Raw genomic sequence first — 25,531 nt, forward strand, 5'->3', positions numbered from 1 at the left:
TCGTTTGGGAAGAGGATGTTTTCATGATGCAAAAATAAGAATTTTAACGCAATCCCCCAAGGTTTCAGACTGAGCCATTTGTTCTCTTCCCAAAGAATATGCCATGATGACTCTTTATCCTTTTCAAAGATAAGCGGTTCATTATGATAGCTTACTGGTCCAACATGAAACGGAACTATTCCATTTTTATTTTTTGCAAATGAATTCTCAACAATAACAGGATCATATTCTATGCAAATTGGTTTACGCCAATTAAGAAATTTGCTTTTCGCCTTTCCTCCGGGGATGGCAGTAGTGAAACAACAGATACCGATGCTTCTAAGGCGATTAGCGAGGTGTTTAATTCCTTCATCATTTAGAAATCTATTGAATGTTTCATATATATTATCATCACCTTCAACAAATCCCCATATATTAGCATCATTCTTATCCTTATAAGCATTTGGTGTAGAAAAATATAGATGGGGAGTCTCCAACTCAGAAATGGTTATATCTGTTGCTTCTCTCAATCTAAATAAAGACTTATACTCACACATATACTACCTTTGATATTTTTGAATTTCAGTTGTTCTTGTTGATGAGGTTGACGATGACTTTTACCATTGTATCCTTTTCCTCGGTGCGGCTTTCTGCTATCATAAGGGTAAGGGCTACAAGGGTGTTGTCGGCAATGCGCTTTGTGCCGTCTTCGTTGTAGAGAATGCCGTTGCCGTTTAGGAACCACAGGAACAGTGTGGCGGCAATGCGCTTGTTGCCATCGCTAAACGAGTGGTTTTTGGTTACGAGATACAGGAGCATGGCTGCTTTCTCCTCCACTGAGGGATAGAGGTCAACGCCTCCGAAGGCCTGGTATATCTGACCGATGGAGCTTTTGAAAGAATCGTCTTTCTCGTTGCCGAACAATGTGCTGCCACCGAATTTCTCATGCAACTCGCGGATGACTTCCATGGCGTTTTCGTAAGTGGCATGAAATGACTCTCTGCCTGTGGTGTCCTCAATCTTCAGTTCCTGATAGTCGTAGCGGTCAAGGGTGTCGAGGGCGTATGTGTAATCAACGACAACATCAAGCAATGAACGGCTATCCTCCGTAAACCTTTCCTGATTTTGGATTGTGCGACCAAGCACTTTTACCAACTGACTCAACTCGTCATATTTCTGTGCAGCTATGCGCTCGTTTATGGAATAGCCTTGAAGGAGATACTGCTTCAATATCCTATTTGCCCAGATGCGGAATTGAGTACCACGTTTGGATTTAACGCGATAGCCAACAGATATAATCACATCAAGGCTGTAAACTTGAGTTGGCTTGTACTTAGACAGAGTATTATGCAAAATTTGCATATTACTTTCTTTCTCCAGCTCGCCTTCCTTGAAAACATTGGAGATGTGACGGGCAATAACGGACTGATCTTTGTAAAATAGTTCGGCCATCTGCCCTTGGCTCAGCCATACGGTATCATTTTGAACTGTCACATCGATTGACATATTCCCGTCCGGTGCCTGATAGATTACGAGCTGTGAATTATTTGTTTCCATATTCAAAATTACAATTTATATTTTGATTTGTAGCTGACTGCGAGTAATAATCGTCAGAATACTTCGGATTTTGTGCCATTGGCGATTGCATCTATCTCGTCGGCGATTTCATCAGAGGAGAGCTTGATGTAGTCCATGAAAGTTTTTTGTGTCTTATGTCCGCTGACATGCATCATCTGGATGATGGTGTATTTGTGGGTTAGGTACATGTTGGTGATTCCGCTGCGTCGAGCAGTGTGTGTCGTTACGCAGTTGTAGCGGGGCATTATCACCTCTCCCTTTTCGTTGCGCTCGACAACGAGTTTGTCATTCTCCTCCAGTTGCTTCTGCTTCATGGTGAGTTTGGTTGTCACTTTCTTGCCGAGAGAAGGGGTAGTTTCGGAGAGTTTCTTCAAAATATCCTTTATGTAACGGTTGAGTATTACGTCGACAACAGAAGGGAGATTGTAGGAGTATTTCTCGCAGATGGCTTTTAGGTTAGGATTCATTATGGGAATCTTCACCTCATTACGCGTTTTCTTCTGAATGAGTCGGATAACCGGTGTTCCCTTTGCGGTCGTTGTGAAGCAGTCCTTGTCTATATCGTTGTAGTCGCTCACACGTTGGCAAGTATAGCAACCTACAAGGAATATGTCGCGCACTTCATCCTGCTTGCCGGATAAAGGCATCTCGTATAATGCCTGTAATTCAGTTTCCGTGAGGTAGATTTCTATTGCTTTGTCATCATCCTCTATTTTCTTCTTTGAGAAATACTGCATGGCACGGTCGTTGTCGTGTATGCCGTCAAGATAGGCATAATTGACGATGGCACGAAGATCCACCAAATATTTGTTCTGGGCTGACACCATATAGTCGTTTTTCTCCATAAAGACGAAGAACTTGGTGACGAAGGCACGGTCAATCTGATACCATGTAAATCGGTGTTTTCTGTCAAACTGGTCATATAGCTTCCGAAAACTAAACCACGCCTTGACTGTCCCTGGAGCGTACCGGTTATGCCCGTTCAATCTGTTACCACTCTTTATCTCCTCGCAAAAACGATTGAGGAAATTCCATATCTTGGCTCGTTCGGCATCGATGCCCTCCTTTATCAATCTGACCTGCTCTTCCTTGATGCGTTCTTCCTCCTGGCGACGTTCCTCTTCTTCGCGCCTTGCTTTCATCATGGCTTCCGCCTTCTTCGGATTTGCAATGGCAAGGATTTCCAACTCGACGTGCGACTTGTCAAATGACATGCCCCCTACCTCCGACTTAACAACAAGCTCTATTCTGTTGAGCGAATCATGCAGATTAAAATTGGCTCTCTGGTGACGCATCCATTTCTCAGGACATGAGTCACTATTTTTCTTCAATCAGTCCCGATTCTCTTAAATTGAACATGGTTTAATATACTTTAATATTAGCATATTAGCATTTGTAAAGATTTAAGCGGATTGATAATAATTTAACATTTATATTCCTAGTGGCACCACAAACGAAAGAAAAAAACCTTGTAAGACAAGAACTTACAAGGCTTTTTCTTTTTGGGAGCCCAGACGGGTGCCCACTCGAATATTCGGCACTATCTACCGATATGCAATCTTTTACACTTTGCATTTACACTTATTCTTGCGATGAATCAAACCTCAACCAGCAAACTGATTAAGCCTATAACTCAGTTGTGTATTGGACTCAGGCAGAACCCGCACTACCAGAGGAGGCATACAATGCCTCTTAATCAGTACAACCAGAACAAATGTAAGCCCCGTACATGTATGTACTACTTAAGTGAAGAAGAAAGTAGGAAGAAGTTGTCAACTTATTACGAATTAAGGAAAATATGTGAGATGTATGTGTGGTTCTCACAGCATATATTATTCTTCTCGTAACATACCATATTTTGTAATGAGATAATTATTAAATAATTCAATTAAAAATATAGGTTTTGTATAGATTTGGCTTGGGTTGGCAATATACCAAACTGTCGTTTGAACGCTGTTGAAAAATGTGATAAGTTTTTAAAACCTACTTTGAGATATACACTTGATGCCGGCACCCCTTTTTTCAATAATATCATTGCTTCCTCTAATCGCCGTCTTATTATCCAACGGGCAGGTGTCTCGCCTTCAAAAGTATCTGCAAAATCACGTTTAAATGCAGACAAGCTTCGCCCTGTATAATGTGCAAGTTGTTCAAGAGTCAAATCACAAGTATAATTTCGATTCATAAATTCCCGCAAATCTATTTTCCACGGTTCTTCAAAGTCGAATAAGGCACCTGCCAATTGAGGCTTAAGTTCCAATAAAACCAATACGGCTTCTTTAAGTTTAGTCTCTATAATCGTGGGGGAAGGAAGTTGTCCTGTAGTGAAATAAGCATCCAATGACTGGAATAAACCTGTTAAGAAAGGATGTTGCGGCAAATAGAAATGCAACGAATTAGATAAAGAATCAGATAATGGGTGTATAGGTAACACGATCTGTTTGGAAATGCTTTTAAGAAATGGGACATTAATCCGCAAGAACAACCCTTTAAACGGTTGTCCATTTTTAGCAGGCTGTTTCAACTTAGTTACAAGATGATTACGACGGATGAATACAGCTTCCCCATTACGAATATTGACTTTCTTTTCTTTCGTCTGCAATGTAAGTTCTCCAGATAAAACAAAACCAAGCATGTGTTCGTCTACTACACCTTCACAAATTCTGTCAAAAATAGTAGTACAACAAAAGAAGTTTTCTACATTGCCTTCGTTTATTTTAAATTTCGCCATATTTGAATTATACTAAATCATTAATATAAGAATTATTAATTGTATCCTGCCATATTATCCCTATTTCATCTTGCCATTCGATATATTTCTTCCATATCTTCCATGTTCAGCTTTTTAAAATTCCCGATAGTACTCGTATTTCCCAAACTACATTTTTCCGCCATCAGCCGTATTTCATCATCGGCAATATCCCGTCCGATGAGTTCTTGAATAGAAATAGGCATAGACATATCATGATAGAATCGCTCCATAGCCTCAATACCAGCCAATGCTGTAGATTCCGGATTCGTGAAATCATTCGGAAGCCCCATTACATTTACTGCAAAACGAACAAATCGAGAAATATTTTCTTTGAAAACGTAACGTGCCCAACTTCCCCATAAAGCAGCCAATCCCGCACCATGAGCAACATCGAACAATGCACTCAATTCATGTTCAAGCATATGAGTGGCATAATCCCCCACAGTCCCACATCCTGTCAAGCCATTGTGCGAAAGACTTCCAGCCCACATAACTTGCGCTCTGTGCCGATAGTCTTCCGGAGTAAGCATAACTTTATATGCACTGTTTTTTACGGTACGCAGTAGAGATTCAGCCAATTCATCAGTAAGTATCATATCATCTTCCTGTGAGAAATATCGTTCCATTGTATGCATCATAATATCTACAATACCGCACGCTGTTTGATATGTAGATAATGAAAAGGTACGTTCAGGGTTCATTATCGCAAATTTCGGACGGGCAAGATCATTGTTATAAGCTCGTTTTCTTGAGCCTACTTCATTAGTTATCACACAACCGTTACTCATCTCACTTCCGGCAGCAGGAATCGTAAGGACCACTCCTATAGGATAACAAGCTTTCGCCTCGGCTTTTCCGTCAAATAAATCCCACACATCACCATCATAAGCAAGACCGTACGCAATGGCTTTCGCCGAATCAATGACGCTCCCACCACCAATGGCAAGGATGTGATTCACCCCTTCCTTGCGACATAACTCTATCCCTTCATACACTTTTGACAGACGAGGATTAGGCACAACACCTCCCAGCTTTACATATAAAATACCTTCCGCATCTAATTGCCGACAGATATCGTTGAGTAATCCGGAACGCTCTGCACTCTTTCCACCATAATGTATAAGAACTTTCGTACCTTCATATCGTCTGACAAGATACCCTATCTTGCTTTCTGAATCATTCCCGAAAACGATTTCTGTTGGAGTATAATAATTAAAATTTTTCATACCCGTTTTATTTACCAAGTTCTAATCTTTCACCAAATTCATCATTCACATAAATTTTACATTCAGAATGATTTTTAACACATCCGAATAGAATTATCAAAAAACTACTGAGCAGCCCTATTGTTTGGGGATTTAACTTAGCCATAACTTTTTATGTTTAAAAATTTTCGATGCAAAGTTACGCTAAAAAATATTATTATGTTTTTTCCAAAAGTCCAAATATACTTTTCTTAAATGTCCAATATCCTTTTCATGAATCTTTTCTGTTCATTGATATTATCATAGGAAAAGATACAACAACGATTCCTAACAGTAATGATAAGGTAATCGAAAGATGACCTATATATCAGCTGTATTAATCAATCATCTAAAGAAATAACATTCAATTAGTATCCACATTATCATGCTGTTCATCATATCTTCTTTACAGTTGCTGGTATCAAGAAAACAAGAGTACATATAGCCAGAAAAACACCTAATTCAATTGAACTTCCCGGAAATATAAATTCAGCAATAGTCCTTATAAGAAAAAAGATAGCCAGAGTAAATAATAATGCTTGGCCTAATTTGGTATTAGCAATTTCTTTGCGAAAACTTATAAAGATCATTCCTAAAGATAAAAACAGACACACAAATCCGATAGCAGACATTTGCATAATTCCACTATTTTCGGCACTCAACTTAGGTAATTCTTCCTGCCAATTGAATAAGCTCCAGAATGAAAGATGAAACAAGGCAAGTATTATCAGTAATCCCCCTCCGGCAATAATCAGTTTATTTCGCATACCATTTTATAATAGTTATACATTTACGTTTCGTTGACAAAGATAAAGTTTAAGGAGATTGAGTAAATTGAAAATTAAGCCATATTTTTGTCCAAAAACGACAATAATATGTTTGTTAAAAGAATCTGATCACTCAGAAACATATTTCAAAATACAACTTTCATTTTAGCAGATGCCTTTTCACATATGCTTGTGTTACGGAGCAATGTACAAGACATTTCAAGCAAGTACTACATCCGAATACATCGATTATCTCATCTCTTGATACTCCTATACTCCAAACACCTCTCTTCAATACATGCTTTTCACATATATCTATACAGGCAACACAGTTACCACATTTTGGTAAAAGGGGTTCATGTATTATGGTCTTCAGCGGTGCATCTGTTAAAACCGTACCAAGACATTGTGCCGATCCATACTCAGGGGTAATAAGCAGATTATTTTTACCGATCCAACCAATTCCACTAAGTAATGCTATTGTTTTATGAGGTAAAACAGAAGTTTTTGTATCAAAATCAAATGCTCCTTCTGTTATCAATTCCTCATCAGATTGAGATATAGATTTATAGCCCTTGGCATTAAGCAATCTTGCTAATTCATCTGCTATTTTTCCTGTTTTGAGTTCAACTTGTAAGTATTCATCATCATCAAAATTAAAATTATCATCTATTCGCGCCTGGACATAATTGGGAGTATCGGCCACCTCTCTAATATATTTAGCGGTTAGTGGAAATGTGAAAACAATGGCATGAGAAAATCGCCTGCTTTGCCTTTGATCTAAATGGGATATGCTGACACATCGTATCAGTTCTGCTCCTCTTTTTTTTAATAGAGTTTCTATTTCCCGATTTAAATATTTCATTTCTATCCATTTACTTTAATTCTATTCCCGGCGCGTGTTCCCAAAAGAATAATCGTTGTATAGACTATTATCGCAATTATATCAATGCCTAAATTGTCCATTTTACCTCCCATCATCAAAGTTGTAATCACAATAACAAATAAACGAATCAACAGGATTACACAAATCAACCATGCAGCAAACCTCACTTGTTCTTGTTTTTTATAAAATGCCATGATAATAAACATAATACCAAAAACAAAATTCTCAGCTGTAATTATATGCCAAATATATTTGAATGTCGTTACAGTTGTTATATCTAATTCCCCGGTATATAGAGCTGGAAGTAAGACTTGTTATCCATTCAATTCATGCGTTATAGAAAATAGAATCGCTAAAAATCCAGCAACGAAATAATAGTAATTAATCTTTTTCATTTTACTTTAATTTTGAAAAGGAAAGACTTCATTTCATAACAATTATACACCATTGAATTTATCTCCCTCTCGATATAATAAGAATAGAATACCTTGATATATTAATCAACGATAAGTAATATCCAGTATCCCAAAAATTTCGAAATAATCTTGCTTAAATGGACTGGCAGTTCTTAACTATTTTATAAAACAGCCAAAAATATTTTGAATTTCTTCATTAACAACGTACGAATACTTTAGCAATATACTCGAAAGCCTCCCTTCCACCAATTTATTTATAAGCATAAAGTTTTTTTTAGGTGACATTAACAATCAGATCGAAACCTTGAATCATACTGAGTGATTTGAGTTTTCCATTTCTTTATCATCTTCTGACCTGAATAACTATTTTTATCCTTTATTATATCACCTGATTTTGGACACCTATTTGTATTTTTTAATAAAAAAATGAGATAGTTTGTTATGAAAATATAGTTAAATTTGCACCCCGTAATAGTTTTTGATAAAAATCAAGTGTCCTATCGATAAAATAAGACACTAATAATGAGCGAATTTATGTTTATTGATTCATAATCTATACGCCTCACAGGTTTGCCGTATTCATATTAAACATTTATATTATTTATAACTTAATTAAAAGCTATTTATCTTATGCTGAAACAGTTTTTACAAGTACTGCTTCTTCTGGTGTGTGCTGTTTACCCGTACAGCCTCCATGCCAAAATGTTGACTACAGAAGAAGCTGCTGAAGCCGCTGCTAATTTTTTTAATGCTGGTAACATTTCGCGACTAAGCTCTCCCAGTGCTTTTGAATTGGTGTATACCTCACAAAAAAGTGACGGAACACCTATTTATTATGTATTTAATGCCAAGGATGGACAAGGATTTATCATCATATCGGCTGATGACAAGGCAATCCCGGTTGTTGGATACTCCTATGAGTCTTCATATGTGCCAGATGAAATATCTGATGTCACTACAATGATGCTTAACAATGCTGTAAAACCGGTTGGAAATAATATCACCGAGCTTCGCAAGCGTGTAAGTATGCAAACTTCACTGACAAAGTCTATCAAAACTCCGGAATGGAGTCAGGAAGCTCCATTCAACGGTCAGATACCTAACCGCCGCCTTGTAGGTTGCGTTGGTACTGCCATGGCTACCGTTATGAAATATTATAATTACCCCTCAATGGGTAATGGCTCACTTGACGGTACTGATTTCAATACCCAATATGATTGGGGTAATATGAGAATGGATAACTATCGTTCAGGATATTCTACAGCCGAAGCTGATGCCGTGGCTACACTGATGGCTCATTGTGCTATATCAATAAAAACAGATTTCGGAATGTATGGTTCGAGTGCCTTTGAAGTACGTGTTCCTGCCGCCCTTATATCATTTTTCGGATATGACCCAGGGGTATCCTATAAAAAGCGTTCGGAAACCGACCGAACTGTATGGGATGCCATAATTGTTGACGAGATCAATGCCGGACGACCAGTGATCTATAGTGGTCAAGATGTCTCAGTAGGTCATGCTTTTGTGTGCGACGGATATGAGATAAAAGGTTCAGTACCTTATTTCCACATCAATTGGGGCTGGGGTGGTTCGGCCAACGGTTATTTTTCTTCCGACGCTCTCAACCCCACTGTAAGTACATCACACAGTTTCAACGACCAGACCACTATCATCTATAATATCAAACCTGCCGAAACAACAGTCAAGTGGTCACCTGTTCATATCACAGCCGACGAACGTCAGATCGGTATAACTTCCGACGCAGTAGATATCAACCCCGGAATGAAGTTCAGCATAAGAGCAGGTGCCTTTAAAAACGTTTCATATGAAAATTTCTCAGGAAAAATTTCTGTGGCTCTTTTCTCTGCTAATGGGAAATTGAAAACATTACTGCATGATGGTAAAGGGTTATCACTTCAAGCAATGCAGGTGATGATGCCAAGACTTTATTCTGATTTTACATGTTCGGTACCTGCCGAAACCGTTGTCGCTAACGATGATATAATCCGTATGGTCACTATAGCCAACGGCTCTGACGAGTGGTTGCCCGTTACCGGCGACCTCATCACAATAAATGAGATTAAAGCAAAAAACAATTCCATACCGTATTTTTCAATTGACATACCGCTCAACGTAGACGGAGCTATCATATCGTATGCCGATGTAAAAGTAATCAAAGGTCGCGACTACACATTTAAAGTCCAATCCGCTTCCCCTGACAAGGTTGTTACAGTCAAAGCAAACGGATTCATCCTGACTCCAAGTGCCGATAATGTTTACAAAATTGAAAATGTCACCACTGACCAGCAAATCCGTATTATCGTACAGTCAATGGAGGATGTAGTGAATAAACGTAATCTATGGGTAACTGCCGGTAACCTTGAAAAGCTTATCAGTGAAGCCGATGCCGGAACGATTAAGGAACTGACACTTTATGGAACGATCGACGTCCGTGATTTCACATTTATACGCGAACGTATGAAGCTAACCATGCTTGATATTTCTGGTGTGAACATAGTAGCCAATGGTTCGAATCCTGCTAACGCTATCCCCACTAAAGCATTCAGTGGCTACCATTCGTTACAACATATTAAGTTGCCAAAGTCTCTCACCATTTTGAAAAATGGCTGTTTCAATGCCACTGGTCTGCAAAAAATCGAAATTCCGGCATCAGTGGGTACTTACGAATACAATATATTCTTAAATTGCAGTAATCTGAGAGAAGTCATTGTACGCCGTCAATCGCCGGCATGGATCAACTGGTGTGTGTTCACAGGAACACCTAAATCTAAACTTGTAGTACCGGTTAACGCAAAAACGGCATATTCGTCAAAGGAGAACTGGCAGGATTTCAAAGAGATCGTTGAAGAAAATCCTGTTCCGGCTTCTTCCTATATGATTGTTCTTGAGGAGACAGAAGGTGTAAAGATCACTCCTGATTCCGAAAGTCTTGAAGTGACACCCGGTTCATTGTTCTCATTCACCGTTGAAACTGACAATCGTTTTGGTGATGCCAGAATGGAAGTTTTCGCCAATACAACCAAATTGAATGCCGGAACTGATAACAGATATACCATCACCGTCAACGCCAACACTATGATTCACGCTAATTTTGTTCAGCCACAACCTACTACTCGCATATCTTCGTGGAAGTTAACTGACTCAAGGGGTGGTGTAGGACTGGTAACCGACGCAATCAATGTTATTTCCGGCAAGACATTTACCATACGTGCCAACGCATTGGCTATTCCTCAGGATGACGCCTTAATGTTCTATGCTGCCGTACTTACGGATGCTAATGGTGCTATTAAAGAATTCATTTCGCCTGTGTTTACTAACTCAGGAACGAATTACGGCGACCTGCCATGTAGCTTCAGTTGTCAGGTGAAAGAAGCTTCGGTACGTGAGGGCAATCTTGTACGTGTCGCAACTTCGTACAACAAGAAAGAATGGCATCTCGTCAAAGGAATAAATGAAAACGTAAAAGATTCAATCAAGGCTGTAGGTAATGAGGTGTTGTACCACAAGATCACTATGCCATCTTCTGTTCAGGGAGCCACTATCCAGGGGGCTATTGATCAGATCGTCCATGGTATGGACTTTACATGTAAGATCATGCCGGTTTCTGTTGCCGACGCAATAACGGTGTCGATCAATGGTAAGATTGTGGCTGATCGTCAGGGAGTAGCCCAAATAAAGGTTGAAAGTGTACGTGAAGATCTTGACATAGCCATACAAGTAGTGGCTGCCGGAGACGAAACTTATACAGCTATGAACCTCCATGCAGGAGAGCTTGCATCAAAAACTTCCGAAGTTTTCCCTTCACGACTCAAACTAATGGGTGAGATGAATGCCTCCGATTTTGCGACATTGCAGAAGAATGCAGATAAACTTGTAGCTCTTGACTTGACCGATGTGACAATAAAAAGTCTGCCCACTCCAAACTCACTGCCTACAAATGCTTTTGCAGCATCAAATCCGATGGGAAAAACGGCTCTGTCAACAATCCTTCTGCCTAAGAATCTGGAGAGTATAGAAGAAAATGCATTCTATCGTTGTATCAATGTAAAAGAAATTACAATTCCGGAAAAAGTAGCTTATATTGGAAGTGGCGCTTTCGCAGCATGCATTAAACTTGAAAAGATAGTTGTTCTGTCAAAAACTCCGGTACCATTGAAAAGTAATCCATTCCCAACGAATACTCAAATAACCCTTGAAGTGCCCAAAGGTACTGAATCGGCATATACGAACAGTGAATTCTGGAAAGAACTCCAACATACAACTTCAAAAGTATTCTATAACATTCAGATTGACCCGGACAGAACTTTCCAATATTCGGAAAGAGAACCATTGACCAAAATTGAGGGACCTGTAGGAAGTGCAACTAAAACTGTAATGCTTGGCTTGCCCAATTTTAAGCCAACCTCTTATAAGCCCAATCCGACCTACCGTCCTGGAGTTGCATTTAAACTTTATGACAATAAACAAGATGTAACAAATCAGCTTGATCCACTCGATCCCACTGATTTCTTCAATCCCGGCGGTTATTATCTAGTGAAATTCTATGGTAATGTAACAGATCCGAAATATCTATCCTGTCCGCAAAACCATATCATTGACGTGGTGTTCCATTATGATATCAAGGTCAAAGATGTGTCCGGAAAATCTAAAGTCAACTTTGTAAACCTTAATGAGGTAAATGTATGGAATGGTGTCAATATGGCTCTGTTTGTTCAAGGTTCTAATGAACGTAAAACCCTCTACAAGGAAGGTTGCGATTACAAATTTACGGTCGTTTCCGAAACTCCGAATATGACTCCTAAAGTCAAAATAGCCGGTGAAGTTGCTCTTCCGGATGAAAACGGTATTTATGTGATCACTAACCTACAGTCGGATATGGAAGTTGAAATCACGATGGTTCCTGTTGAAGGTGCGGTTCTTAAACCGGAAGAAGTGATCCATATTGATAAAGAAGAAGCCGATGGGATTGTTGAACTCGGATTGTCGGGAGAAATGACCGATACGGCCTTTGAACACATACGTGAAAACTTCACGTCTTTGGAAACCATTGACATGTCTGCCATTGAAAACAGCGAAATACCTTCAAATGCATTTGCCGGAATGGAAAACCTTACAAATGTAGTGATTCCGGAAAACGTTACCTCTATAGGAAAAAATGCGTTCGCCGGTTGTTCGCAACTCGAATCGCTGACACTCAATTCGGTCGATGCGATAGACGCCGGAGCTTTTGACGGATGTTCTTCGTTGACGAGTATCACGCTTTTCGGAAACTCACAGTCTGACAAGGAGCAAGGCTCCACCCGTGTACGTAATACCGCAGGTATAAACGATCAATCGTTTGAGGGTATAAATCCCAACTGTATAATATATGTTGCAGGAGGTCTGGAAAAATCAATCTCTTCGAAGTCAAACATTGTGGTCAACAGTGGTGGTACGCGGGTGGCTTCAACCGACATCGTCCTCACTGACGGTTATGCTTTCAATGCTCCGGCAAGCTTTAATCTCGGTGAGAAGACCATCTCACTGTCAGTTGAACTGAACTACCCATCCGGAAATGAAAGCAAAGAATGGAAAGGTATAGTCTTACCGTTTGTACCCACGCGCATGTCCGATGAAAAAGGTTATGACTATACTATCGGTACTTCGGGTAACCATACAGTCAGTATATTGTCATTCAACGACAACGCTACAATACTCGAAAACCAACCTTCAATTGAAGCAAATAAACCGTATATGATACATCTCAACGGAGAAGTGGATGATTCAGTCAACTTTACATTCTATGCGAACGGCACACCCGCTACGCAAACAGACGAATCGCTTACGTTTGACGTACCTATGACTCCGCTATCGGAATCTATCTCAAAAGCAGGTAGGGATTTCACTCTATTCGGTAATTATACTTCTACCAATGCTGCTTCTGACACATACGTACTTGATGATGAAGGTTACAGATTTAACCGTATCGGCGATGAAGAAACAAATCTTGTTATCGCACCTTTCTCGGTCTATGCAAAAGCTAATACTTCCGAAGTTGAGGATTCATTTGAAGTTGGTAAGGTAAACATCGCAACCGGTGTTGACAACCAGGCACTCTTCCAAGGTGAAAAACTAAAACTTATCAAGGAAGGTTCAAATCTTGTGATAATCTCGGATGTGGAACAAGATATTGACATATTTACCGTCTCAGGAATACCTGTCATATCAATCTCCGTTAAACCCGGCTCTAACACAATTTTCCTTAATCCGGGTATTTACATAGTCGACGGTATCAAAGTGATTTTCTAATCATAACCTTTCCGACAAATACGGATTGAAATATAATAAAAGTTGGTTATAAAAGTTTTTCCAAACCCTTATAACCAACTTTTATTATTTTCTTAATGTAATCGCCTATGCGTAATTCGATATTTACACAGATATGATATCCTCTTTTGCCATCGTATTGGCAAGACTTTGCCAACCTATTGGCAACACCTTGCCATCACATTGGCAGGACTCTGCCAATGTGATGGCAAGAAGTACATTATACGATCCAGCTCTACCACTCATAACCCTCTATATAATCATCAAATACGATCGGCTCGGCCGCCCCATATTTTTTTAAAATATTCACCACACTTTGTTGCTCGGCAGGTGAGAGTAAACGCTCTCCTTTACGAATACGATAATATGTTCTTTCACTGAATCGATTTATCAGTTGAGGAATTACTTCCCGTATTTGCTTTTGAGTCAGATTCTCTATGATATTCATAAAGCCTTTGGCAAAGCGAACTTTGGTACTTGAACGATAATAAGGGCAATCTTTTTTCAAAGTAGCTTGATGCTTCGGATTGATAATCATTAAAAACTTTATACTATCAGCAGCTTCCTGTGCAACTAATTGCCTCAAACAAGTAGACGCCCGAGGACATTGATAATTAATGCACAGAGGATAGTCTTGTGGAACTTCCGAAAAACGATCTATTTCTTTTGTCTTCATAATTTTATTATCACCCGGCATTATTGTGATATTCCGGTTACAAACAATCACTAATACAAAGATAAGTGTATTCTTTCTTTATTCTACCATTAAATGAGTACAAAAGAAAACTTAGCTGAAGTAAAACTACACCATTCCCAGTAATAAAACAATGTCTAACCTCTATAATTATTTCCATCATTAAATATTAATTTTACCTTTGTGGAACAAAAACAATAATTTATAGCCATACTATATGAGGTCAATGAATATAACCAGGGAAGAAATGTGGGCAAAGCAGCATCTATCGGCATCAGACATTGATTACAGTCTTTGGGAACGTGACAAAAGCATGCTTCACCGCATGTCTAAACTAAGTCACAACTGTACATTCGTTGTTGATGTTTATAAATGCAGGTATGCTTTCGCATCCTCCAACTTCGTAGATTTACTGGGATATGACAGCCACAAGATAGCTACATTGGAAAGACAAGGTGATTATTTAGAATCACGCATTCATCCAGATGATTTATCACAACTAAAACGGCTACAGGTTGATCTTGGTAAGTTTATATTCGGTTTGCCTATCGAACAAAGGAATGATTACTGTAATATCTATAGTTTCCGGGTACGCAATGCCAGACAACAATATATACGAGTTATCAGCAAACAGCAGGTTTTAGAACAGGCTCATAACGGAAAAGCCTGGCTCATAATAGGAAATATGGATATTGCCCCCAATCAAAAGGAATCCAATCAAGTAGATTGTACTGTACTGAATCTTAAAAACGGAGAAATATTCTCTCCCTCTCTATTATCAACAACACAAATAATTCTGACGCAACGTGAAACTGAAATCTTACAGTATATTCAGAAAGGGCTTCTAAGTAAAGAGATAGCTGACAAACTTTGTATCAGTATCCATACGGTTCATATCCATCGGCAGAATCTATTACATAAATTAGGTGTACAAAATTCTATTGAAGCCATTAATACTGGATTGAAACTGGGGCTGTTGAATTAAATCTCATATCGACACATCATGGCATCCATTCTACAATGCCTGTAACCGGATGCTCTTGCCGCCATACCTCAAATTCCGCATAACTTCTTACTCCATCCCGAATAACAGCCTGATAATATTCTATCCCTATAATCTTTTCCGTTTCAGGAGTTTCATACTTCAATTTCAAAATAGCCAGTCTTGTTTCGTCAGTCAAAACAGCTCTCAAACGTTCCGCCACTTTTTCAAAATAGCCATCATACCGGGAGCCTTTCCGGATATGAATCATATCAATCTGCCAAAGTTCACTCTCAGAATCCTGATACCAGGCATGCCACTCCACACAGGCTTCAACAGTATGCAAAAGATTTACACACTCCATCTTCTTTATAGCTATATTTTCTGAAAACTGTGCCATTGCCCGGAAACTATCAGCCAAGCTCAAAGGTGAGGTATAAATATGCAAATCAATATCCCGGTGTTTCATCAATAACCCTGTACTCAAGGAACCCACCAAATTCACTTTTGCACCAATACTTTCCCATATCGGGATAACACCGGTACTTTCTATTATCTCCCAGGCTTTTTGCTGGTTCCGTCCCGCCATATCAAGAATATCCATCTTTCCGCATTTGAAGTAAAGTGTGCAAAAGTAGAAAAAAGGCTGGATATATAGCTATAAATAACTATTTATCGCCCCAATGGAATGAACTAACTTTGCTGTCTTTTCAGACCGTTTTTAATATAGTAATGAAAGAGTTATGGTATTTAATAAAACAGAAGAGCAAGAGAAAGAATATTTGCAGGAGATAATCAACACCCTCAACGACGTAATTAATAATACGGGTATATCAGTGAAAGAACACGTAGATACACTACAAGAGTACAAAGAGTATTTATGGTCAAATAAAGATATTGATCCACATGAAATTCGTTCTATGAGGGAAAGCATCTTAAATCATTTTGCATTGGGTGAAAGTGTGATTGACAAGCGCAAAAGACTGAGTAAAATAGTAGACATTCCTTACTTCGGCCGGATAGACTTTAAAGAAGAAAGGGAGAAAAGCCAGACAATACCGGTTTATATAGGAATACACACATTTTATGACACTAACAAAAAGATAAACCGGATATATGACTGGAGAGCTCCCATATCGGGTATGTTCTACGATAATGAACTGGGAAAAGCTACGTATTCATCCCCTTTGGGTGAAATTAGCGGAGAGATTTTGCTGAAACGTCAGTACCGTATCCGCAATGGCAAAATGGAATATATGCTTGAAAGCTCTCTGACTGTACATGACGATATTTTACAGAAAGAACTAAGTTCGAACGCTGATGATAAAATGAAAAACATCGTCACAACCATTCAGCGGGAACAGAACCGCATTATTCGTAATGAAGATGCACACGTACTTATCATACAAGGAGTTGCCGGATCGGGTAAAACCTCCATCGCTTTACATCGCATCGCTTATCTTCTTTATACACTGAAAGGAGATATTTCCTCCAAAAACATATTGGTGGTTTCGCCCAACAAAGTTTTTGCCGATTACATCTCTAATGTACTCCCGGAACTTGGTGAGGAGACTGTTCCTGAAACCAGTATGGAATATATTCTTTCGGATGTACTCGGTCACAAATATAAATACCAGAACTTCTTTGAACAAGTAACAGAATTACTTGGAAAGCCTACAGAAGAATTTATCGAAAGAATACAGTATAAGGCTTCATTTGATTTCATCTCACTCCTCGATAAATTTATTCTATATATGGAAAATAACTATTTCAGAGCAACAGACGTAAAACTAACCAGACACATTACTATTCCGGCCGAATTTATTAATGAACAATTCAGGCGATTCAGCCGCTACCCAATGCGCCAACGTTTTGAGACGATGACCGATTATATTCTGGAAATGATGACAATCAAATATAATTTCACAGTTACTACCGCAGAGAAGAATCTGTTGAAAAAAGAAATAAGAAAAATGTTTGCCGGCAATAATGATATTCAGGTCTATAAGAACTTTTTTGAATGGGCAGGTAAAAGCGAAATGTTCAGGATGCGCAAAAATCATACGTTGGAATATTCTGATTTAGCTCCTTTAGCATACCTACATATAGCATTAGAAGGAAAAAAAACTCACAGCCATGTCAAGCATATCCTGATAGACGAAATGCAAGATTATTCTCCTATACAGTATAAAGTCATTCAAAAACTTTATCCTTGCCGGAAGACGATTCTGGGTGATGCATCCCAATCAGTCAATCCCTATGGCTCATCCACTGCTGATATGATTCAAAGAGTATTTACAACGGGAGAAGTGATGAAACTATGCAAAAGTTATCGTTCTACTTTTGAAATTACCAGTTTTGCACAAAAAATTCTGCCCAATGAAGAGTTAGAACCTGTCGTAAGACATGGTGAACAACCGGTGATTCTTCAATACAGAAATACAGAAGAAGAGATATCCGGTATTACAGATTTAATATTCACTTTTAAGAAATCAAATAATAAGTCACTTGGGATTGTATGCAAAACAGAAGCCCAGGCAAAATCCCTTGCAGACAAACTTCAGGTACACATAGAAAATGTTTATTTCCTGTCGAACCAAAGTTCGGCTTTTGCAAAAGGTATCCTCATCACTTCGTCGCACATGGCGAAAGGCCTGGAGTTTGACGAAGTTATTATACCACAGGTGGATGATAGAAACTATTGTTCGGCAATTGATAAAAGTATGCTTTATGTAGCAGTAACAAGAGCTATGCATAAATTAACAATAACCCATTGTGGAAAGTTGAGTAAATTTATTCCTTAAATTCAGGTAACTCTTCTTAGTATTGATTATATTTCAGCTGGATTACAAATAGGGTTTTAAAAGCAAAAGAACAGACAGAAGAAGGACGATTCCTCTCTTACAGAAGAACCGTCCTTTTTATTATTTCAAGTATATAACCCCCTTCTTTATTAAAGAGCGCCTACTTCTTTCAAAGCTGCATTTGTTTTGCGAACAGCCTCAGCACTTGCTTTGAACTTAGCCATTTCTTCTTCGTTCAACGGAAGTTCTACAATTTTCTCGATACCGTTCTTACCCAGGATTACAGGTACCCCACAGCAAAGATCGTTTTCACCATATTCACCTTCCAAAGCTACAGAGCAAGGAATCATCTTCTTCTGATCGTGGATGATAGATTCAACTACAAATGCTCCTGCTGCACCCGGTGCATACCATGCAGAAGTACCCAACAACTTAGTCAGTGTAGCACCACCTACCATTGTGTCAGCTGCAACTTTCTCCAACTGTTCTGCTGACAGGAAGTTAGAAACCGGCATACCTTTGTAAGTAGCAAAACGAGTCAAAGGAATCATAGTAGTATCACCATGGCCACCGATAACCATACCTTCTACTTCGTTAGCATTGCAACCCAAAGCCTGAGACAAGAAATATTTGAAACGTGAGCTATCCAAAGCCCCCCCCATACCAATGATACGATTCTTTGGTACACCCAAAGCTTTCAGTGCCAAGTAAGTCATTGTATCCATCGGGTTAGAGATAACTACGATAATAGCGTTAGGAGAATATTTCAGGATGTTTTCAGCTACTGATTTCACGATACCAGCATTCACACCAATCAGTTCTTCGCGAGTCATACCCGGTTTACGAGGAATACCAGAAGTAATAACAACAACGTCAGAGTTTGCAGTCTGAGCATAATCATTGGTGCAACCAACAATGGTAGTGTCGAATCCCAACAGTTGAGCTGTCTGCATCATATCCATTGCCTTACCTTCTGAAACGCCTTCTTTTACGTCCAGCATTACTACTTCGTCTGCTACTTCATTGAAAGCAAGTACATTTGCACATGTAGCACCTACGTTACCTGCGCCTACTACGGTTACTTTTGACATAATACTTATATTTTAAAAAGTTGATAATTAGTTCTATCTTTTTGCGACGACAAAAGTACAACGATAATCGTTATTAAAGAAATATTTCCGTAATAATTTTAGTTAAAGAGACAACTCCTGCCAATATGTAGTTGTACTAATACTTCTCTTCTATTAAATCGGCAGTTGTACTTCATCCGAGTGCCAATCGTACTCCGTCCGAATAACAGCTACATTTCATCCGATTATTAACTTACGTGTTCAGGAAAAGAAAACTTAAACAAGCTCTTAAAAGAAAAAACTACGTGAAACGCTGTGTTACTATGTAGTGAAATGATTAAATTTGCGGCGAATTATCATCTAACTAAAGAAACATGAATAAAAAGACCCTGCTCATTATCGCCGTATCGGTATTGGTGATTGCTCTTGTCGGCATCACGTATCTACTGTTCACCGAAAAGCAGAATAATCGCGAACTGGTTGAAGAATTTGCTCTTGAGAAAGAAGATCTGGAAAACGAATATACCCGTTTTGCCCAGCAATATGATGAACTGAAACTTACAGTATCCAATGATTCACTGTCCGTCTTATTAGAGCAGGAGCAAATCAAGACCCAACGTCTTCTTGAAGAATTGCGTACAGTTAAAAGTAGTAATGCCACTGAAATTCGCCGTCTGAAAAAAGAATTGAGTTCATTGCGTAAAATTATGATCGGTTATATCAATCAGATTGACTCTCTCAATAAACTAACTAATCAACAAAAGCAAGTGATCGCTGAAGTAACACAGAAATATAACGCTGCTTCACGCCAGATAAACAATCTATCAGAAGAGAAGAAGAATCTGAATAAGAAAGTAACTCTGGCTGCTCAACTGGATGCTACCAATATTTGGGTAGAACCCAAAAACAAACGTGACAAGAAAGTGAAAAAGGTAAAAGATGTAGTAAAGTTTACTATCGGTTTTACCATTGTCAAGAACATTACTGCAGAAACAGGTGAACGTACATTGTATATCAATATCTACAAACCCAATAATGAAGTGCTGACAAAGAACGCTGCCAATACGTTTGAATATGAAAATCGTTCACTCCCCTACTCTATCAAAAAGTATATTGAATATAATGGAGAAGAACAACCCATCACCGTTTTTTGGAATGTAGAAGAGTATCTCTCTGCTGGCACATACCGCGTAGATATTTTTGCAGATGGTACTATGATTGGTTCACAACGGTTCACCCTCGAATGATTCATTTCCTATGTCTCTATTCTTTATCCGAGTTAAATAAAGTGAATTAACTTTTGACTGATTCTGTCTTGTGTTAAAATGATAAATTAAAAGATCATTCATTTATTATTGGAGGGAAAAATAGTAGTATTAAGTAATAATCTCTACTCTCGAACAATACTTTACATCCACCTCCTTGCTATTAAAATACGATTAATTCTACCTATGAATTTAGTAAGACTTGTTTATCAGTTGTATTAAGTATAAATACTATTATTAACTCTATAAATTTATGCTTATGAAAACTACAAGATTTTTATTATTCCTATTTATCTGTTTTTACACATTCAATACATGGGCAAAATCTGAAATTCAAGAGCCCGTTAGTATTACTTCAGAGAATGCTGTTCCTGTAGACTTAACTATTTATGTGAATGGTGGTATGCCTGGAATTTTATTTTTATATATTAATAATCAGCCCTTATATCAAGGGTATTGGGGAGATGGTTATATGTTATATGGTAATTCTCAAATTGAATTTAAGCCACAAATAGATGTATATCCTGGAGATATCATTGAAGTATATGCATATCTACATCTTGAAGGTGGTAATTCAGGTACCATTTACGTTCAAGTTCCCGATACCAAATCTCCCAGTTTATACGTAACACTTACTAAACTCGGAAATTATAAAATTTCAGCATCTTTTTAATATTAGCGAGATAAAACACAGAAATCATGATAGTACTGTTTTAAGAACGAACAAAGTAAATCACTGATAGCAATGTAAACTTTGTATCCGTTAGCAGAATAGTCTAAATTTAAACAAAAAATAATCATGTAAATCCTCAGTTAATATATCAAACATACAATAATAAAAAGACCGGCCCATCCTAAATATTCCGAGCCGGTCTCTTTTTAAAGTTATAATTACTATCTTTAAATCTAAGATATATAACTATTTAACACATTTACTTCTTCAGTAATTTAACAGCACGTACTAACTTACCATCTTTTAGAACTTGTCCTACATAAGTTCCACCACCTACGTTAACATTGATACGGATCATCTCACCTGCAGATACCTGCTGTGCTTTCTCACAAACAACCATACCGTTCATATCACAAATACGCACTGTGTATACACCTTCTACAGTAAACCGTACATTTACATGGTCAATAAATGGATTCGGATATGCTCTTAATTCTGCCGCAAAATCGACCTCTTCAACGCCGTCTGGGCCACCTACTGTAATAAAATCAAATGTCTTAGAATCGGTACCCCAACCGTTTTCAAGAGTTAAGGTAGCAGAGTAAGTACCATTTTTAGCAAATGTAACCTGAGCACTACCACCCGTGTCAGAACCTGTTGTATTTGTAATATTCCCCTTATCAATAGTCCACTTAGGAGATGTAGTCACTGGATAAGAAGTACCAGCTACAAACGGACATCCAGGTGCGTAAGAAGCATGTTCCCATTGGAAATTACCTTCACCTTCAGCTGTCCCGGCTGTATAAGAATGAAGGCCACCCAATACACCTTCTTTGCTTCCTTCATTCATAAATCCACCTTCTTCATTCGGGTCTTTTTCATACGTCCAGTAACCAACCATATTTTCTGGGACATTATTTACATCAACATCTCCCATCGTCGTCAAAACTTCTTCAGCAGTCAAAGCTTTGTTCCAGCATTGGAAATTATCTATAACACCGTCAAGACCGCCAACACCAGATGAAGCCGTACCTATAGCAACCACATGAGCTTCTCTCAAGCCATATTGTCCTCTTGGCCACCATTCGGGTTCTCCTGTATGTACTTTATACCCATCTTCTGCTCCATCATAGGAAGTAACTTCTTGTTTTTCACCATTAATATAGAACGTAAATTTAAAGTTTTTAGCAGCATCGTAATCAAAAACATAAGTCAAATGTGTCCAAAGTCCTGTTTCCAATCTTGACTTATCATAATAATAATGTAATTCATAACTATCTGAAGCGAGACCTTTTCCCCGGAATGAGAACTTATTGAAAGTACCGTCACGTTTTACGAAGTTCCACATGAATCCCCAGTCTGTCATCGGCCAACCTTCTTTCTTATCACGGATATGTAACAAACTATTTGAATCAGCATTAAAATTATTAACTTTCACCCAATAAGCGATAGTAAAAGGTTTGTGAGCCTCTAATGCCATTTCACCAACTTTAAATCCAAATCCTAATTCGCCTGTACTCAAGCCTCGAGAACTTGAACCGTCTGCTTCACGACCTGTATAAGTCATATTGATCGGTTCAGCTACTCCCACACTAATATCAGCTTCTTTATCATTGGCCTTTAAACTCAAAATTTGAGGTAACGCCCCCACGCTCTTGCTGGTAATCTGAATGTAACCCGGAAATCTTCTGACTGTTTCTACACGGTCACCATTTTCATCTGCTTCCGGACCAGTCAACACTAACGTATAATTGCCGATTTCAGTCAAACCTTCCGGAACAGAGAATAAGGCTACACCTTCTTTCTTCACAACAGAGTTTCCATCACTATCCAAGACTTCCCAAGTACCAACTTCATGTTTAGGATCTACATAGAAAACTTCAAAATCCTCACCCGGTTTGATTGTTGTCTTCGTTATCTGAATATCATCGTTTATTATATATTCACCAGTAGAGAGATAATCACCCCACGCTATTTCCGATTCAGATTTCATATCCAATGAAACTGCCGATACACCAAAACGAACCTTCGCTTCAGATACTTCATAATCAATCGGAACAGCAAAATACATGCCGGCCCATGAAGTAGTAGCACTCATCTGAACTGGCTCTTTTCCTTCCTGCTGTGCATAAAGCTTAAACATCGAAGTCTTTACATCCAAATTATAACAGATGTTATCACCCTTATCATTAGGCATCTCGAAAATAATCTTTCCGTCTACACCATTATGGTTAGAAACTAAAACTTTTGTAGTAGTTATAACAGGTTTTGCTGGAACAGTAGAAGTTGCAGTACCACGAACAATAGAAAACTCGCCTAAATATAAATTGAGGTCTTTTGCATTTTTAAAGTGCAGAGCTACCATAGCTAAATCTTTACCATTGAGTACATTCAAAGCTCCGGAAATTCTAAATGTTTTTTCTATCCACTCACCAACCTCAATCGAAGCACTTTCGATTACTTTCAAATTGTTCTCGCCTAATACTGCATTTTCGTTACCTCTGGCAGAGAGAGCTAATGTCATGTCAGCACTACCACCCATCACTTTATAACGGACTGTAATTACGTCACCCGCTGCTAAACCAAATTCCGTCTTAAACAAGTGTAAATATTCATTTTCATGTGTACCATATATGCGTAACAAAGAGCCACCCATCCAAGCATCATCCCAAATGAACTCAGCATCCAAACCAGATGCAGGAACATCTTTAACATCACGCCCTATAAACTTACTAGAAAACCACCAACGCCAAGTAGGTAAATAGTCCTGAATACCAATATTATACCATTCGCTGTTTGATTGGCGTTCACCGGCCCAATTAAAGAACTTACCATTACCTAAATTAAAGTTAGTTATAAACGGTTCTTCAGACAGATCCCATTTTAAGGAACTTCTGGCAGTCATAAATTTAGACATACCAAAGAAATTGTAATTATAGGCATTGTAATTCATTGCACTGGTAATAGGCAAATCATTCACCGGATTACGTGAGCCACTACTGAACCAACGTTCTACGCGTAGCATGTAAGTACGCTGTTTTACTTCGGGCAAAGCACCTAACTCACCACGTGATTCAAAAGGCATATTTTCGCTATGCGCTCCCCAGAGACCAATAGAAAGATTTCTTCCTTCCAAAAGTGGCCAACGAGTTCCATACTTTGGTTCTGCTCCCTGCATATTAAAACCACAATACAAATCCAACGGATCACGTCCCATCTTTTCTGCATTAGCTATAGAGGTTTCCATTCTGGATACATTATTCCAATTGTAATTGAAAAACAAAGAAGTTCTGGGATTATCACTATCCCCGAAAGTTTGCTCATTATGGCCTCCTAAACCCTGGTCAAAAGTGATACCTCCATTATCATTTGTTCCATCATACCAGAAATTTTCAAACAATGGATTCTTACCGGACGTTTTCTCCAATTTATAAAGTTCACTGTGAAATGTCCGTATATTTTCAAGAAGAGCAGAATTGCTTGTAGAGAATTCCGAGTTGTATCCTAACCCGTCTACACCATAATATTCCATAAAATCAGCCATCTTTTCCGCACCGATCTCGGTAAGAGCTGTCAATTCATTTCCCCAACCGGTACTTAAGCCTCCATAAGGTACTCCAGCTACAACAGAAACACCAACACCATTCTTATGAGCTACATCAGCAAAATTACCCGGCATACGCACAAACGGAGCAGACCAATTACCATAGTGGGTGACATACGACCACATTGGAAACACTTCACTATCAAATACACCGTTAGGCAATGCATTGTTAGGCGGTGTATTAATGGGCACCCAATATACTAATTTTTTATCATTTTTTGCATCTAACTGCTGATTTACCTGCGTAGCCGCATTACGAAAGTGTTGTTTAGGCTTTACACGGGAAATGAAGAAGTTGTCGTCTTCCGTCACCTTACTCCCTTTTGACCAATTGGATAGAACGGTGCTGAAATTTTCACTCGTCTTTCCCCAGTCGATGTAACCTTCTTGCAATTCCTGAGCATTCACCGTTAATGCTAAGAAAGTCAATCCTGAAAAAATAAGATACTTTTTTTTCATTGTCTTAAAATTTAAAATTAATAAATATACA

18 protein-coding genes and 1 pseudogene are annotated in these 25,531 nt (G+C 38.5%); 5 read left to right on the forward strand and 14 right to left on the reverse strand.

What is annotated here, in order from left to right; all coding sequences use genetic code 11:
• From ACESQI_RS17715 to ACESQI_RS17755, 9 genes and pseudogenes are all read right to left on the reverse strand, one after another.
• A pseudogene (locus tag ACESQI_RS17715) lies at positions 1-536 on the reverse strand (hypothetical protein); the annotation flags it as partial.
• A gap of 25 nt (positions 537-561) precedes the next feature.
• The gene (gene rhuM / locus ACESQI_RS17720) at positions 562-1,536 is read right to left on the reverse strand and encodes a virulence protein RhuM/Fic/DOC family protein (protein WP_195571069.1); all 975 of its coding nucleotides are present in this window, start codon (positions 1,534-1,536) and stop codon (positions 562-564) included.
• Positions 1,537-1,589: 53 nt separating this feature from the next.
• Complete coding sequence (locus ACESQI_RS17725) at positions 1,590-2,888, reverse strand: phage integrase SAM-like domain-containing protein (RefSeq protein ID WP_373126614.1); 1,299 nt, start codon at positions 2,886-2,888, stop codon at positions 1,590-1,592.
• Between the two features lie 557 nt (positions 2,889-3,445).
• Complete coding sequence (locus ACESQI_RS17730) at positions 3,446-4,288, reverse strand: AraC family transcriptional regulator (RefSeq protein WP_195660022.1); 843 nt, start codon at positions 4,286-4,288, stop codon at positions 3,446-3,448.
• Between the two features lie 65 nt (positions 4,289-4,353).
• On the reverse strand, positions 4,354-5,535 hold the full coding sequence (locus tag ACESQI_RS17735; RefSeq protein ID WP_025868042.1) for an iron-containing alcohol dehydrogenase: 1,182 nt from the start codon (positions 5,533-5,535) through the stop codon (positions 4,354-4,356).
• A gap of 7 nt (positions 5,536-5,542) precedes the next feature.
• Complete coding sequence (locus ACESQI_RS17740; RefSeq protein WP_373126615.1) at positions 5,543-5,680, reverse strand: hypothetical protein; 138 nt, start codon at positions 5,678-5,680, stop codon at positions 5,543-5,545.
• 268 nt (positions 5,681-5,948) lie between these two features.
• Positions 5,949-6,320 (reverse strand): hypothetical protein, encoded by a 372-nt coding sequence (locus ACESQI_RS17745; protein ID WP_007487294.1) that lies wholly within the window; start codon positions 6,318-6,320, stop codon positions 5,949-5,951.
• Between the two features lie 160 nt (positions 6,321-6,480).
• Positions 6,481-7,185 (reverse strand): hypothetical protein, encoded by a 705-nt coding sequence (locus ACESQI_RS17750; protein WP_007487293.1) that lies wholly within the window; start codon positions 7,183-7,185, stop codon positions 6,481-6,483.
• A gap of 2 nt (positions 7,186-7,187) precedes the next feature.
• Complete coding sequence (locus ACESQI_RS17755) at positions 7,188-7,400, reverse strand: hypothetical protein (protein WP_373126616.1); 213 nt, start codon at positions 7,398-7,400, stop codon at positions 7,188-7,190.
• A gap of 852 nt (positions 7,401-8,252) precedes the next feature.
• On the opposite strand from ACESQI_RS17755, the gene ACESQI_RS17760 reads away from it, so the two are divergent.
• Positions 8,253-13,931 carry a C10 family peptidase gene (locus tag ACESQI_RS17760; RefSeq protein ID WP_373126617.1) on the forward strand — a complete coding sequence of 1,893 codons (5,679 nt, stop codon included), beginning with the start codon at positions 8,253-8,255 and terminating at the stop codon, positions 13,929-13,931.
• Between the two features lie 123 nt (positions 13,932-14,054).
• Here ACESQI_RS17760 and ACESQI_RS17765 read toward each other — a convergent pair whose 3' ends face one another.
• Positions 14,055-14,195, reverse strand: coding sequence for a hypothetical protein (locus ACESQI_RS17765; protein ID WP_256142909.1), 141 nt, complete (start codon positions 14,193-14,195; stop codon positions 14,055-14,057).
• Positions 14,185-14,625 (reverse strand): DUF6078 family protein, encoded by a 441-nt coding sequence (locus ACESQI_RS17770; RefSeq protein ID WP_221650535.1) that lies wholly within the window; start codon positions 14,623-14,625, stop codon positions 14,185-14,187. Before ACESQI_RS17770 ends, ACESQI_RS17765 begins: the two co-directional genes overlap by 11 nt.
• Before the next feature lie 235 nt (positions 14,626-14,860).
• On the opposite strand from ACESQI_RS17770, the gene ACESQI_RS17775 reads away from it, so the two are divergent.
• Entirely contained in the window at positions 14,861-15,628 is a 768-nt protein-coding gene (locus tag ACESQI_RS17775; RefSeq protein ID WP_256142907.1) for a LuxR C-terminal-related transcriptional regulator, read from the forward strand.
• 16 nt (positions 15,629-15,644) lie between these two features.
• Here the strand turns inward: ACESQI_RS17775 and ACESQI_RS17780 are convergent, their stop codons facing one another.
• Entirely contained in the window at positions 15,645-16,229 is a 585-nt protein-coding gene (locus ACESQI_RS17780; RefSeq protein ID WP_195660019.1) for a phosphoglycerate mutase family protein, read from the reverse strand.
• Positions 16,230-16,368: 139 nt separating this feature from the next.
• Between ACESQI_RS17780 and ACESQI_RS17785 the strand changes: the two genes are divergently transcribed.
• Positions 16,369-18,429, forward strand: a complete 2,061-nt coding sequence (locus ACESQI_RS17785) for a UvrD-helicase domain-containing protein (RefSeq protein WP_234130232.1) — start codon at positions 16,369-16,371, stop codon at positions 18,427-18,429.
• Positions 18,430-18,578: 149 nt separating this feature from the next.
• Here ACESQI_RS17785 and mdh read toward each other — a convergent pair whose 3' ends face one another.
• Complete coding sequence (gene mdh, locus ACESQI_RS17790) at positions 18,579-19,520, reverse strand: malate dehydrogenase (protein ID WP_122202221.1); 942 nt, start codon at positions 19,518-19,520, stop codon at positions 18,579-18,581.
• A gap of 353 nt (positions 19,521-19,873) precedes the next feature.
• On the opposite strand from mdh, the gene ACESQI_RS17795 reads away from it, so the two are divergent.
• Positions 19,874-20,746, forward strand: a complete 873-nt coding sequence (locus ACESQI_RS17795) for a hypothetical protein (RefSeq protein WP_002562212.1) — start codon at positions 19,874-19,876, stop codon at positions 20,744-20,746.
• A 277-nt stretch (positions 20,747-21,023) separates the two neighbouring features.
• Positions 21,024-21,437 (forward strand): hypothetical protein, encoded by a 414-nt coding sequence (locus ACESQI_RS17800; protein ID WP_155896596.1) that lies wholly within the window; start codon positions 21,024-21,026, stop codon positions 21,435-21,437.
• Positions 21,438-21,696: 259 nt separating this feature from the next.
• On the opposite strand, the gene ACESQI_RS17805 is transcribed toward ACESQI_RS17800, so the two are convergent.
• Positions 21,697-25,500: a LamG-like jellyroll fold domain-containing protein gene (locus ACESQI_RS17805; RefSeq protein ID WP_373126618.1), complete on the reverse strand. Its 3,804-nt coding sequence runs from the start codon at positions 25,498-25,500 to the stop codon at positions 21,697-21,699.
• Positions 25,501-25,531 lie beyond the last annotated feature (31 nt).

The sequence above is a fragment of the Bacteroides sp. HPS0048 genome, assembly GCF_964240755.1.
Classification (GTDB): domain Bacteria; phylum Bacteroidota; class Bacteroidia; order Bacteroidales; family Bacteroidaceae; genus Bacteroides; species Bacteroides nordii.

Bases quoted from the DNA above. Each gene is read 5' to 3' on its own strand.
- rhuM (WP_195571069.1), bottom strand. From the start codon at position 1,536: ATGGAAACAAATAATTCACAGCTCGTAATCTATCAGGCACCGGACGGG.
- ACESQI_RS17730 (WP_195660022.1), bottom strand. From the start codon at position 4,288: ATGGCGAAATTTAAAATAAACGAAGGCAATGTAGAAAACTTCTTTTGT.
- ACESQI_RS17735 (WP_025868042.1), bottom strand. From the start codon at position 5,535: ATGAAAAATTTTAATTATTATACTCCAACAGAAATCGTTTTCGGGAAT.
- ACESQI_RS17740 (WP_373126615.1), bottom strand. From the start codon at position 5,680: ATGGCTAAGTTAAATCCCCAAACAATAGGGCTGCTCAGTAGTTTTTTG.
- ACESQI_RS17745 (WP_007487294.1), bottom strand. From the start codon at position 6,320: ATGCGAAATAAACTGATTATTGCCGGAGGGGGATTACTGATAATACTT.
- ACESQI_RS17750 (WP_007487293.1), bottom strand. From the start codon at position 7,185: ATGAAATATTTAAATCGGGAAATAGAAACTCTATTAAAAAAAAGAGGA.
- ACESQI_RS17755 (WP_373126616.1), bottom strand. From the start codon at position 7,400: ATGGCATTTTATAAAAAACAAGAACAAGTGAGGTTTGCTGCATGGTTG.
- ACESQI_RS17760 (WP_373126617.1), top strand. From the start codon at position 8,253: ATGCTGAAACAGTTTTTACAAGTACTGCTTCTTCTGGTGTGTGCTGTT.
- ACESQI_RS17765 (WP_256142909.1), bottom strand. From the start codon at position 14,195: ATGAGTGGTAGAGCTGGATCGTATAATGTACTTCTTGCCATCACATTG.
- ACESQI_RS17770 (WP_221650535.1), bottom strand. From the start codon at position 14,625: ATGAAGACAAAAGAAATAGATCGTTTTTCGGAAGTTCCACAAGACTAT.
- ACESQI_RS17775 (WP_256142907.1), top strand. From the start codon at position 14,861: ATGAGGTCAATGAATATAACCAGGGAAGAAATGTGGGCAAAGCAGCAT.
- ACESQI_RS17780 (WP_195660019.1), bottom strand. From the start codon at position 16,229: ATGGATATTCTTGATATGGCGGGACGGAACCAGCAAAAAGCCTGGGAG.
- ACESQI_RS17785 (WP_234130232.1), top strand. From the start codon at position 16,369: ATGGTATTTAATAAAACAGAAGAGCAAGAGAAAGAATATTTGCAGGAG.
- mdh (WP_122202221.1), bottom strand. From the start codon at position 19,520: ATGTCAAAAGTAACCGTAGTAGGCGCAGGTAACGTAGGTGCTACATGT.
- ACESQI_RS17795 (WP_002562212.1), top strand. From the start codon at position 19,874: ATGAATAAAAAGACCCTGCTCATTATCGCCGTATCGGTATTGGTGATT.
- ACESQI_RS17800 (WP_155896596.1), top strand. From the start codon at position 21,024: ATGAAAACTACAAGATTTTTATTATTCCTATTTATCTGTTTTTACACA.
- ACESQI_RS17805 (WP_373126618.1), bottom strand. From the start codon at position 25,500: ATGAAAAAAAAGTATCTTATTTTTTCAGGATTGACTTTCTTAGCATTA.